Source organism: Knoellia locipacati (genome assembly GCF_007992835.1).
Taxonomy (GTDB): domain Bacteria; phylum Actinomycetota; class Actinomycetes; order Actinomycetales; family Dermatophilaceae; genus Knoellia; species Knoellia locipacati.
The window spans coordinates 13,810-26,044 of sequence record NZ_BKBA01000003.1; the positions used below are offsets into that span (position 1 = coordinate 13,810).

A 12,235-nucleotide genomic window follows, 5' to 3' on the forward strand; every position below is an offset into this window, starting at 1 on the left:
TCGGGCTCAGGAGGCGGGGTGCGCCCGGCTCACTGTGGACGTCACGGCGCTCTCGGCGAGAGGTGACACCGACACGAGCGGCTGCTCCCGCCCCACCATCGACCCCACGCCGGACCGGATCTCGCCGGTGCCGGACGTCCGCCGGACCCACACCGACTCGGCGGCGCCGAGGTCGAGCGCCGTCGACGTGTCCTGGGCGAGGTCGATGCTGCGCGTGGTCCACGTCCCGCCCGTCCGCCAGGTCACGGCGACCCGCGACGGACCGGCGGTCGAGACGACGCTCAGCATCCGTCGCCGCGGCTCGTCGGCCGTGGCGAAGGCGGCGCCGAGAAGTCCCGTCGCCCCGTCGGTCGACGGCGCCCAGACGAAGTCGCCGCGCTCCTCGCCCTTGCGCCAGGAGGCGAACAGCGAGGCGACGATCGGGACGTCGGAGGTGAGCTCGACGGCATACATGTTCTGGGTCAGTCCGGTGACCGACAGCTCACCGGTGGACCGCCCGGGGACGCGGGCCACTCCCCCGCCGGGAAGCGGGGCGGCGCCGTCCTTGCCGATGATGCGCGCGCTCACGACGGCCTGCTGCGCGTCGGGGACCGCGATCCGGATGGAGCCGGACGACGAGATCATGGCGGCCGGGATGACCTGACGGGTGGAGGGCGCCGCGGTCGGCACGGTGGTCTCGGCGCCGGCGGGGACCGAGCCGTCGAGCCAGATGTCGCTGATGACGGCGCGGACCGACCCGCCGCTGGCGCGCACCCGCACCGCGGGCGACTCCTCGGCGCCGGTGACCGCATCGACGAGGAGGGCGACCCGGCCGTGGGCGGGGACGACGGTGCTGCCGGTCGGTGACACGAGCGGGCCCTTGAGACCGAAGGCCTGCACGTCGACGGTGACCTCGTTGGCCCCCGGGTTGGTGAGCACGAGGCGCTCCTGACGACCGGCGGCACCGCCACCGGCGAGGAGCCACAGGTCCGAGCCGGGGCCGGCGCAGGGCACGGTGGCGAGGCCGCGGATCTCGTCACGGCTCACCGACCACTCCTGGGTCGCGGCGAGGCCGGGCGCCATGGTGCCGGCGGCGACGACGTCGCTCGCTCGGCCGTCGAGGGTGGGTGCCGTCGTCGTGGCGCCCCGGTCGCTCGAGGACGCGGCGGTGCTCGAGCCGGAGCGCACGACGAGGTCGCCGTCGCCGGTGGGCTCCACCGGGCCGAGGACGTCCTCGGGTGCGGCGGCGGCGCCGATCCTGGCGGGCACCTCGATGTCGTCGACGTCACCGACGCCGCTGAGCTCGGGGCCGGGGCAGGAGACACTGCTGGACGACACCGGGGCTGCGGCGACGGCCGTGCCGGCTGCGCCGGACGTGGCGCCTGCCCGGGCCGGGCCCGCTCCGGCGTCGCTCATCGGCGAGAGGGTGGCCAGGGCCACGAGACCCGTACCCGCGGCGGCGGTGAGGACGAGGCGGCCGGGGCCGACGAGGCGGGCGGGGGTCATCGGTTGCTCCTGAACGCGCGGGTCCCGAACGGGATCGCGAGGAAGGCGACGGTGAGGAGCGCCAGCCCCTGGAGGACGCGCCACCAGGGGTACTCGGTGACGACGTCGACGACGAGGTCGTGCGTCCCCGCCGGCAGGGCGTAGGTGGGGCGCTCCGCGTCGGGCACGGCGGTGAGCTCGGTGCCGTCGACGGTCACCTCGGCGTGGCGGGCCCACTGCGGCGGCTCGGCGACCGTGAGGAGGTCCCCCTCACGGGCGGTCACGGTCGCCTCAGTGGCGCCGTGCTCCCCGAGCGTGGCGACGAGGGCGTGCGACTTGCCGCTGACGTGCGCGAGCCGCGTGGGCGCGACCGGACGGTTGGTGGCGCTGCCGAGGGCGCCCACACGCCAGACGTCGTAGCCGCTGCGGCTGGCCAGCCGGGACAGGCCCCGCGCCGAGTCGAGCCGGCGGGACACGTCGTCACCGGCGGACGTGGCCACCGCGACGAAGCCGACGGCCTGCTGCGCCAGGCGGGCACCGGCGTCGGTGCGCGTGCCGTCGAGCAGCCCGCTCACGTCGTCGGCGAGGGCTGCGTCGTTGGCGACGCTCTGGGGCAGCGCGCGGGCGAGCGCTCCGCTCTCGCGACCGACGATCCGGTATGCCGCTCCGCTGGGTCCCGGGTCGACGAAGACCGTGCGGTTGGCCAGGTCGTTGCCGGCCTGCTCGACGGCGACGGCGGGCCGGGGGTCGGACCAGGTGCTCAGGACGGTGCCGAAGCCGAACCAGCCCAGTGCGCCGGCGCCCACGAGACCCACGAGCCCCAGGGCGAGGACGGCGACGCCGCGCACGCGTCCGCGCAGCGCCTCGACGCCGAGGAGGGCTGACGCGATGAGCGCGAGGGTGAGCGGGAGGACGAAGGTGCCGACCCAGGGCGTGACGACGCCCTCGGTGACGACGGCTCCGGAGGCGAGGTCGAGCCGCGGCGACGCCAGGACGGCGACGAGGGACACGAGCCCCAGCAGCGCGGCACCGGTCGCGACGGACCGGACCCGGCGGGGCGCGGCGAGCCCGGCCAGCCCGGCGGCGACCACCGCCGCGCCGACCCACCAGGGCGTGCTGCCCGCGCCACCGGGGTGGAGCAGGGCGAGCGCGAGCGGCTCGGTCGTCGTGGGACCCCACTGGCTCAGCCCCGGACCGGTGGCCGCGAGGGCCCAGTCGTCGACGACGTCGACGAGCCACGGGCCCAGCAGCAGCGGGCCGAGGACTGCGGGGACCAGCGCTCGCGCCCGTGCACCCTTGTCACCGACGACGGCGACGACCAGGCAGGCGAGCACGACGAGGGCGAGCAGCGGAGGGGCGAACGCGCCGAGCACCGCGGCGCCCAGCGACGTGGCGAAGGCGCCGGTGGCGGTGCCCGTGGGCCGGGCCAGCATGACGACCCCGGCGAGGACCGCCGGGAGGAGGATGAGGGCGACGAGGGCACCGAGCCGCCCCTGCGCCACCGAGGCACCGGCGGCTCCGGTCGTGGCCCAGATCAGGGCGGCCACCCCTCGGACGGCGCGGGAGCGGGACGAGGTGATGACCCGGCTCGAGACGTAGGCCGACACCGCGGCCAGGGGAAGGGCGAGGACGAGCAGCGCACCGACGAGCGCGCCCGCCGAGGACGTGAGGTCCCCGGCGCCGGGCAGCTGCTCGAGGATCCACGTGGGGACGGCCAGCAGAGCCAGCGAGGGGCTGGCCGGCCCGTCGCCACCGAGACCGGTGCCGTGCCAGCCGTCGAACGCGGCGTGCCACAGGGTGCTCGCGCTCGCCCGCGTGGTGACGAGCTCGCCCCCGGTGACACCCGAGCCGAACCTGCTCAGGAGGCCGCCACCGATGTCGCGGCCGGCGGCGGCGACGACCGCGAGGGTCGCGAGCACGGCCAGCAGGGCCGGGTGGACGAGCAGTCGCCCGAGGCCCGAGCTGGCCTCGGGGTCGCGCACTCCCTCGTCGGGCAGCCGGGACGGTGCGACGACCGCCTCGTGGGCGCGGTCGAGCGAGCGACGCACGATGGTCGACGCCGGGACGAAGAGCGTGTCGATGTCGCGGTGGTGCAGCTCGCGCCCGCCCCGCGTGCGCACGCGGGACGCGGCCACCCGGAACGGGTCGAGCGCGCCGGCGTCCGAGAACGCCGCCACCGCTGCCCGCGGGCGCTTGAGCAGCAGCAGGCCGGTGCCTGCGGCGACCGAGCTGAGGAGCACCCAGAGCGCGAGGAACGGCAGCTGCCACCAGGGCGCACGACCGAGCGCGACCCGGCGGGCGGCGCGGCGCCGGACCCCGTCGGTGGCGGTGGCGAGGCCGAGGGCGGCGACGGAGCGCATGCGTGCGTCGGGGGCGACGACGACGCGGTGGCCGGCGAGGTGGGCCCGCCAGCCGAGGTCGAGGTCGCCACCGAGGTCGCCGAACGAACGCTCCCAGCCACGCAGCGAGCGCAGGGCGCCGACGGTGGCCAGCATGCCGGCGAGGGGCACCGCGATGACGTCGCGGCGCAGGTCGTACTGGCCCTGGTCGGGCTCGCCCAGCGGCGGGTCCTCGACGATCCGGCCCGAACGCGTGGTCGTGATCCCGACCGACCGCAGCGTGCCCGGTGCGGAGGCGTCGACGTGCTTGGGGCCGACGAGCCCGACCGACGGGCTGCGCCGGTGGGCCGCGAGGAGTCGAGTCAGCGTCTCCGGCTCGGGGACGCAGCCGACGGGCAGCAGCCAGACGAGGTCGTCGTCGGTGAGGTCGGCGGAGGCGACCCACCGCGTGACCGTCACGCGATCCGGCATACGGGACTCGAGGGCGACGTGGTCGACCGAGAAGGTGCGGGACGTCGCAGCGGCGACGAGGTCGGCAGCGCCGCCGTCGGCGGAGGAGTCGAGGACGACGACGTGGTCGGGGCGGGTGGTCGAGGCGGCGAGCGCGTCGAGGAGCGCGCGCAGACCCGGCTGCGCACCGGAGGTGAGGACGACAGCCCGCACCGCCTGCCTCGCGGAGGGCGCGGGCGCAGGGGGCAGCACGGGGGCAGTCGTCAGCGTCATGGGGTGGGCGCGGGCCCGGTCAGACCGCGCGCTTCTTCAGCTTGCGACGCTCACGCTCGGAGAGTCCGCCCCAGATGCCGAAGCGCTCGTCGTTGGCCAGGGCGTACTCGAGGCACTCGGACCGGACGTCGCACCCGACGCAGACCTTCTTGGCCTCCCGGGTGGACCCGCCCTTCTCGGGGAAGAACGCCTCCGGATCCGTCTGTGCGCACAGGCTGCGCTCCTGCCAGGAGAGAACCGTCTCCTCCTCGACCATGGCGTCGATCAACGTCAACTCGTGCATGGTTGCCTCCTCGACCCTTCGCGACCCGACACCGTGCCCCCGGCCTTCTCCCTGAGCGAGAGAACGTATTCGCTGGGACACAATGGTGAAATTACACGCGTGTCATCCCCATCCGTCAAGCCCGGTTCTGCTATCGAGGGAAATTTTCTCGACCGGACCGGCGTGTCGGGTCGACTCGCGGGTGGTCCAGACTGGCCCCCATGCGAATCACGGCCCTCGCGGGCGGCGTCGGCGGTGCCCGGTTCCTGAGGGGCCTCATGGCCCATCTCGACGTCGTGGCACCGCAATCCGAGCTCACCGTCATCGCCAACACCGGTGACGACATCAGCCTCTACGGCCTGCGGGTCTGCCCCGACATCGACACGTTGCTCTACACCCTCGGCGGCGGCATCAACGAGGAGCAGGGCTGGGGGCGGGCCGACGAGTCGACCCGGGTCCAAGGCGAGCTCGCGGCCTACGGCGCGGTCCCCCAGTGGTTCACGCTCGGCGACCTCGACCTCGGCACCCACATCGTGCGGTCGCAGTGGCTGGCGCAGGGGCAGACCGCGACCGAGGTGACGGCCCGCCTGGCCTCCCGGTGGGGGCTGCCCGACCGCGGCATCACGCTGCTCCCGATGACGGACACCCCGGTCGAGACGCACGTCGTGCTCGACGAGGGCGACGAGCAGCGCGCCGTGCACTTCCAGGAGTGGTGGGTGCGCCTGCGGGCCGAGGTGCCGGCGTCGAGGTTCGTCGTGGCCGGGCTCGACCGCGCTGCCGCCGCACCGGGCGTCCTCGAGGCGCTGCGGTCGGCGGACGTCATCGTGCTGCCGCCCTCGAACCCGGTGGTCTCGATCGGCATCATCCTCGGCGTCCCCGGCGTGCGTGACGCCCTGCGCGGCTCCAGGGCACCCGTGGTCGGGGTGTCGCCGCTCATCTCGGGCCGTCCGGTGCGCGGGCACGCCGACGCGTGCCTGTCGGCAATCGGCGTCGAGTCGTCCGCCGCCGCGGTGGCCGGGCTGTATGCCGACTTCCTCGACGGGTGGCTCGTCGACCCCGCCGACGCCGACGTGCGCGTCCGCGGCGTCGAGACCTCGGTCCACCCCGAGGCCCTGCTCATGACCGACGTCGACGCCGCCGCGCGGATGGCCGAGAGCCTCCTGGCGCTGGCCGAGCGGGTCCGCCGGTGACGCGCGCGCTGTCCGTGCTGCCGGTGCTCGGACTGCCCGAGGTCGAGTCCGGTGACGACCTTGCGGAGCTGCTCGCCGTGGCACTCAGCGCCGACGGCGTGCTGGCCGGTGACGTGGTCGTCGTGTCGAGCAAGGTCGTGTCGAAGGCCTTGGGGCTCAGGGCCGTGGGCGCCACCAAGTCCGACCTCGTCAGGGGTGAGTCGGTCCGGGTCGTGGCCGAGCGGACGGCAGGTGAGCACGTCACCCGCGTCGTCGAGGCCGTGGCGGGACCGGTCATGGCCGGTGCCGGGATCGACGCCTCGAACACCGGCCCCTCCGACGCGCTGCTGCTCCTCCCCCGCGACCCGGACGCGTGTGCGCGCGACCTCCGCTCTGCTCTCCTCGCCCGCCTCGGTATGCCGTCCGGCGCACCTCTCGCGGTCGTCCTCAGCGACACCGCCGGCCGTCCGTGGCGAGCCGGTCTGACCGACTTCGCGCTCGGCTCCGCCGGGCTGCGCGTGCTGCTCGACCACCGCGGCGAGGTCGACGTCGACGGACGGGTCATGTCGGTCACCGCGCGAGCCGTGGCCGACGAGGTCGCCGCCGCCGCGGACCTCGTCAAGGGCAAGGCCGATGGTGTCGCCGCGGCCGTCGTGCGCGGCCTTCCGGCGAGCTGGTTCACGGTGGAGGGCGCGGCCGTGGACGTGACCGGCGAGAGCGAGACGGAGGGTGTCGGGCCCGAGCTCGCCCCTGGCGCAGCGCAGCTCGTGCGCACCGGCCCCGGCGACTGGTTCGCCATGGGGCACGTCGAGGCGGTGCGGGCCGCGCTGGGCGTCGCGCCGGGGTCACCCGACTCGGAGGCCGTCGGGATCCGGTCGGTGGGTGCCGAGACCTTCGCCGACCGGGTCTCGCGGGTGGTGGCGCTGACGCTCTTGGCGGACGAGGACGCGAGCGTCGACCTCGAGGTCACGGCCGAGACCGCCGACAGGGACGCGGCTGCGGTCGTCACACTCGGCGCGGCCGACGACTTCGCCCTCGGTCGGCTCACGCAGCGGCTCGAGGTCGCCGCGGCGAGCGAGGACCTCGTCGCCGCCCTCAGCGGCGCGCCGACCGCCGAGCACACGGTGTCCGCACGCCTCACGCCCGCACCCTGACTCGGCCCGACCGGGTCCCGTGGCGGTGCAGGCACCCATGAACTGCGTGGCGCCCGGGTGCGGTCGTTTGCGAGGCTCTGGGTCATGACCCCCTCCGAGCCGGAACCCACCTGGGTCCTGCTCGAGGGCACCAGCGACGTCGCGGCGGTCCGCGCGCTGCGAGCCACGCGAGGCATCGCGGCCGACGAGGACCCGTGCGTGCTCGTGGACATGGGCGGCGCGACCAACATCCGTCGCCACCTCGACCTCGCCGTGGACCACCTCCCCCGTCCGCGGGTGGTCGGCCTCTGCGACGAGCGTGAGGCGCCATGGTTCGTGCGGGCCCTGGACGCCCACCGTGAGGCTTTGGGTCTTGCCGCACCACCCACCCTCGCGACCCTGTCCGGACTGGGCTTCCACGTCTGCCGACGTGACCTCGAGGACGAGCTCCTGAGGGCACTCGGTGTCGACGGCAGTCTCGCGGTGCTCGACGGCCTGGGGCTGGGCGCGGCCTTCGAGGCGTTCACCCGCCAGCTCGCCTGGCAGGGGCGCCCGGTCCTCGACCAGCTGCGCAGGTTCGGGTCGACGACCTCGGGGCGCAAGGAGCTCCTCGCCGGGGCGATGGCCGCAGCGCTCACCATCGACGCGACACCTGGGCCGCTCGCGGCACTGCTCGACTCGCTGCCCGCGGGGCGGGTCGCCGCGGACCCCGCCTGACCCCCAGGTTGCGGTTCGGCAACGGCCGGAACCTGCGTGCGGACAGTGCCGTCCCACCCGCATGAGACCCCTTCGTGCAGTGCTGGTGGCCGGCCTCCTCGTCGTCGCCTCCGGGTGCTCGACCTCCCCGGGCTCCGACTCGTCCTCGGACGCCAGGACCTACTTCGACAGCTATCCCGAGCGCCAGGACGAGTCGACAGCGGGTGGGACGGTGACCGGCGACAGTGCCGGCTCCTCGACCTCCTCCGGCTCGACCGGCTCGACCGGATCGACCGCGGTGCCACCACGTCCACCTCGGACGGTCCCGGTACCCGAGGCACCCGAGGCGCCCGGGCCGCTCGACGACAACACCTTCGTCGACGCCGGCACGAGCGGCTTCGTCGACGCCCGGCAGCAGCCGCGTTCGACGTTCGCCGCCGACGTGGACACCGGCTCGTACCGCGTCGCCCGTGCCCTGCTCGCCGACGGCAAACGTCCGCCGCCCGAGTCGGTGCGGGTCGAGGAGTGGGTCAACGCGTTCGACAGCGGGTTCCCGGCACCGACGCGCGCGGACCTCGAGCTGCGTTCCGACCAGGCCGTCGCACCGGGGAGCACGGACGGCACCCGGCTCGTCCGGATCGGTCTCCAGGCGCGGGACGTCGACGAGCAGGAGTGGCCGCCGGTGGCCCTGACGATGGTCGTCGACACCTCCGGGTCGATGGACATCCGCGAGCGCCTGGGGCTCGTCCGGGCGTCACTCGCCCTCCTCGTCGAGAGCCTGCGACCGAGCGACACCATCGCCGTCGTGACCTACGAGTCCGACGCCGAGCCCCTGCTCGAACCCACACCGGTCCGCGACGCCGACACCATCCTGTCCGCGATCGACCGTCTCCGGGCCGGTGGCAGCACCAACCTCGAGGCGGGACTCCTGCTCGGCTACGACCGGGCGCGGACGGCATACCGGTCCGGCGCGACGAACGTCGTGCTCCTCGCGTCCGACGGTGTCGCCAACGTCGGGACCACGGACGGTGGGCGGCTGGCCACCGCGATCCGTGACAACGGGCGCCGCGGGATCCACCTCGTCACCGTGGGCTACGGCATGGGCAACTACAACGACGACCTCATGGAGCAGCTCGCCGACCGGGGCGACGGTTTCTACGCCTACGTCGACACCTTCGAGGAGGCGAGGCGGCTCTTCGTCGAGGACCTGCGCAGCACCCTCACCCCGGTGGCGAAGGACGCGAAGATCCAGGTCGAGTTCGACCCCGAGACGGTGTCGGAGTACCGCCTCGTCGGCTACGAGAACCGCGCGCTCGCCGAGGAGGACTTCGACGACGACGCCGTCGACGCCGGCGAGGTCGGTGCCGGGCACCGGGTGACCGCGCTCTACGAGGTGCGGCCCACCGCGCAGGCCGAGCGCGGCGACCGCCTCGGGACCGTGCGGGTGCGCTGGCGCTCGGTCGACGGCGGCGAGGGGCGTGAGGACGCACTGGCCCTCGAGCTCGGCCCGGGCGCCCAGCCCGGCGGCACCCTCGGTGTCGCGGCCGCCGTCGCCGACGTCGCGCGGTTCGTCAAGGGCGGCACGGGTGGTGAGGGGAGCGAGCAGCTCGACCCCGACGGGCTGCAGCGCCGCGTCCGGGCCCTCGTCCAGGCAGGCGCACCCGGCGCTCGCGAGCTGGACTCGCTGCTCACCGACGTCGTCGCGGCACGGTGAGGACCCTCGCGCCGCGCCGCCTCAGCTGCGACCGGGCAGGTGCGTCGGCAGGGTGAACCGGGGACCGCGACGAGGGCGCATCGCCCCCGCGAGCTCGAGCAGCCGCTGGACGCGGTAGCGGTGCCCGGCATACGGCTCGAGCAGCTCGGCGAGCCCGTCGTCGTCCACCGGGGTGCCCGTGAGGGCCCAGCCGATGTTCTTGGCGACGTGGTAGTCGCCGAAGCTCACCGCGTCGGGGTCCCCGAGCGCCCGCTGGGCCACCTCGGCGCTGGACCACCGTCCGACGCCGGGCAGCGACTCGATGCGGCGGCGGGCCTCGAGCCACGGCATACCGACCGTCTCCTCGAGCCGGCCGGCGCGGGTGGCGACGGTGACCGCGGGACGCGAGCGGGCACCGTCGACGCCGGCGCGCAGCCACTCCCACGACGGGATGAGGGCCCAGGTGCGCGGCTCGGGCGGGACGACGAGACGGAGGTCCGCACCGATGCCGGGAGCAGGAGTTCCGTTGTTGCGCACCAACATCCGGTATGCCGCGAACGCCTCCTTGCCGGTGACGCGCTGCTCGATGATGGTCGGGATGAGGGCCTGGACGACGAGTCCCGAGGCGGGGACGCGCCACCCGTCGAAACGTCGCCGCGCCTCCGCGACGATGTCGTGGTGGGGCACGAAGCCGGAGTCGTCGTCGTCCTCGCCGAGCAGCGCCGGGAGGTGGTCGAGGATCCACTCGGCGCCCTCCCCCCAGGCCTGCGCCTCGACCTCGCCGAGGCCCGGGTGGTCGACGAGTCTCAGGGTCACGGGACCGGTGGGCACGCGCCACGCGAAGACCCACGTGCGACCGCGGTCGCTCCACGAGGTCGGGTCTCCCCCGCCGCGGCGAAAGATCCGGACGACGGCACCGAGCTGGAGGGGTCGGCTCGGACGGTGGGTCCGGGTGAGATGCGAGGTGGCGGTCATCCGTGGACTGCGGGCGTCACGTGGCGCGGGGCGACCCGCAGCGGCGGACCCGCAGGGGTCGCGGGCTGCTTGAACGCGAGCCACACGTAGGTCGGCACGAGCGGAAGGGCCGCCGACAGGGCCTTCTCGGGCAGCCGCCCCACCCACTCCGGGATGATGTCGCCGCCGGAGAACGCCGCCGGGTCGGCGAGCACCGGGAGCGTGTAGTCCCAGACGTCGAACGCCGCGAACATGCGACGCAGGCCGGCGGGCGTGGAGTAGCGCTCGTAGTAGTGCTTCCCCTTGCCCGTGAGCCGCATGTAGCGGTCGGCGGCGCGCTGGGGAAGCCACGACAGGAACGGCAGCCGGTGGTGCGGCTCGATGACCTGCCAGCGGTGCCCGATGCCGAGGTAGAGCACACCACCGGGCGCGAGCACCCGGTGGATGTCGGCGACGACGGCCTCGGGGTCGACGACGTGCTCGTAGATGTGGTTGAGGACGACGACGTCGACGCTGCCGTCCTCGAAGGGCAGGTCCTCGCCGCGGGCCAGCCGGAAGTCGACCCGCTCGCCGAAACGCTCGCGCGCCTTGGCGAGACCCGGCTCGTCGATGTCGACGCCGGTCGTGCTGGCTCCGGCGAGTGCCAGCTCGTCGGCGATGAACCCGGCCGAGCAGCCGACGTCCACGGCGGTGAGCCCGGCGAGCGGTCCACCCTCGTCGTCGGCGCGGCGGCCGAGACCGTGGGCGAGGACCGCGATGAGCTTGGCGGCCTTCTGCCGCCGGGCCTTCTCGTCGAGCATCTTGTCCATGAGCTCGGAGTAGGCCAGCTGCTCCTCGCGCCCCTCGCGCTCCTGGCCCGACTCGCCGCTCATGCCCGTGATCCTAGGAGGTGGTGCGAGCGCGCCCAGCCCCAGCCGACGGCGGCGACGACGACGTCGGCGACCACCGTGAAGAAGCGCGAGACCACGACGACGGCGATGGCCGCCGAGAAGGGCATGAGCGCGCCGAGCAGCAGCGCCAGCACGCCGTCGCGCACGCCCACCCCCGCCGGCACGAACACCGAAAACATGCCGATCGCCGACGCCAGCGCGAACCCGCAGATCGACGTGACGAGCAGGTCGCGCACCGGCGTCCCCGGTGCCATCGCGTGTGCCAGTGCGAGGATCGACAGGCCCGCGCTGAGCCAGGCGAGCACGAACCACATCGACGTCAGCGCGATCGCCGGCGCCGTGAGAGAGTGCTCGAGCGGGTCACGGCGCAGCAGGCGCAGGAGCGTCGCGATGCCCCAGTTGAGCAGCCGCGGCCAGAGCAGGAGGAGCAGGACGACCGCCGGTGCGAACCACCACAGCGACGTCACCTCACCCGAGCGCGCGACGAGCAGCGGCACGGCCGGGATCCCGACGATCGCACCGGTGATGACCGACAGCAGGATCGAGAGCAGACCGACGACGCCCATGCGCCGTCGCGGCACACCGAGTCGCGACCCCATGTCGGCCTGCGCGACGACGCTCCAGACCGAGCCCGGGAGGTACTTGCCGAGCTGCCCCACGAAGAACACGCTCGCACCGGCCGGCAGCGGCAGCCGCGTGCCGAGGTCGGCGAGCAGCACCCGCCACCCGAGCTGCGAGAACACCGGCGCGAGCAGCGCGAGCACGAACGCACCGGCGAGCACTCCCCCGGGCACTTCGCTGAGGTGGGCGGAGACGTCGGTCCAGTTGCGCCACACCGCGACGACGACGGCGACGAGCACGAGCAGGGCGACGACGATGCGGACGAGGTCGAACAGCCGCTTGCGCGTCACG

General features: G+C 74.5%; 10 protein-coding genes. 4 read left to right on the plus strand and 6 right to left on the minus strand.

Features of this window, described 5'->3' with window-relative positions:
* Positions 1-6 precede the first annotated feature (6 nt).
* From KLO01_RS01615 to KLO01_RS01625, 3 genes are read right to left on the minus strand one after another with little or no spacing between them, the layout of a single operon-like run.
* Positions 7-1,485 (minus strand): DUF5719 family protein, encoded by a 1,479-nt coding sequence (locus tag KLO01_RS01615; protein WP_147061815.1) that lies wholly within the window; start codon positions 1,483-1,485, stop codon positions 7-9.
* The gene (locus KLO01_RS01620; protein WP_186827878.1) at positions 1,482-4,505 is read right to left on the minus strand and encodes a glycosyltransferase; all 3,024 of its coding nucleotides are present in this window, start codon (positions 4,503-4,505) and stop codon (positions 1,482-1,484) included. The genes KLO01_RS01615 and KLO01_RS01620 overlap by 4 nt, the downstream gene beginning before the upstream one ends.
* Positions 4,506-4,545: 40 nt before the next feature.
* The gene (locus tag KLO01_RS01625) at positions 4,546-4,809 is read right to left on the minus strand and encodes a WhiB family transcriptional regulator (protein WP_147061817.1); all 264 of its coding nucleotides are present in this window, start codon (positions 4,807-4,809) and stop codon (positions 4,546-4,548) included.
* A gap of 200 nt (positions 4,810-5,009) precedes the next feature.
* Between KLO01_RS01625 and cofD the strand changes: the two genes are divergently transcribed.
* From cofD to KLO01_RS01645, 4 genes are all read left to right on the plus strand, one after another.
* Positions 5,010-5,978 carry a 2-phospho-L-lactate transferase gene (gene cofD, locus KLO01_RS01630; protein ID WP_147061818.1) on the plus strand — a complete coding sequence of 323 codons (969 nt, stop codon included), beginning with the start codon at positions 5,010-5,012 and terminating at the stop codon, positions 5,976-5,978.
* Positions 5,975-7,111 carry a coenzyme F420-0:L-glutamate ligase gene (locus KLO01_RS01635; RefSeq protein ID WP_147061819.1) on the plus strand — a complete coding sequence of 379 codons (1,137 nt, stop codon included), beginning with the start codon at positions 5,975-5,977 and terminating at the stop codon, positions 7,109-7,111. The genes cofD and KLO01_RS01635 overlap by 4 nt, the downstream gene beginning before the upstream one ends.
* An 84-nt stretch (positions 7,112-7,195) precedes the next feature.
* The gene (locus KLO01_RS01640; RefSeq protein ID WP_147061820.1) at positions 7,196-7,807 is read left to right on the plus strand and encodes a hypothetical protein; all 612 of its coding nucleotides are present in this window, start codon (positions 7,196-7,198) and stop codon (positions 7,805-7,807) included.
* A gap of 61 nt (positions 7,808-7,868) precedes the next feature.
* Positions 7,869-9,500 carry a vWA domain-containing protein gene (locus KLO01_RS01645; protein WP_147061821.1) on the plus strand — a complete coding sequence of 544 codons (1,632 nt, stop codon included), beginning with the start codon at positions 7,869-7,871 and terminating at the stop codon, positions 9,498-9,500.
* A gap of 21 nt (positions 9,501-9,521) precedes the next feature.
* On the opposite strand, the gene KLO01_RS01650 is transcribed toward KLO01_RS01645, so the two are convergent.
* Genes KLO01_RS01650 through KLO01_RS01660 form a run of 3 tightly spaced genes read right to left on the minus strand, consistent with a single transcriptional unit; the run spans position 9,522 to position 12,234 of the window.
* On the minus strand, positions 9,522-10,454 hold the full coding sequence (locus KLO01_RS01650; RefSeq protein WP_147061822.1) for a DNA-3-methyladenine glycosylase family protein: 933 nt from the start codon (positions 10,452-10,454) through the stop codon (positions 9,522-9,524).
* Positions 10,451-11,305, minus strand: coding sequence for a class I SAM-dependent methyltransferase (locus KLO01_RS01655; RefSeq protein ID WP_222611907.1), 855 nt, complete (start codon positions 11,303-11,305; stop codon positions 10,451-10,453). Before KLO01_RS01655 ends, KLO01_RS01650 begins: the two co-directional genes overlap by 4 nt.
* The gene (locus KLO01_RS01660; RefSeq protein ID WP_147061823.1) at positions 11,302-12,234 is read right to left on the minus strand and encodes a lysylphosphatidylglycerol synthase domain-containing protein; all 933 of its coding nucleotides are present in this window, start codon (positions 12,232-12,234) and stop codon (positions 11,302-11,304) included. The genes KLO01_RS01655 and KLO01_RS01660 overlap by 4 nt, the downstream gene beginning before the upstream one ends.
* Position 12,235 lies beyond the last annotated feature (1 nt).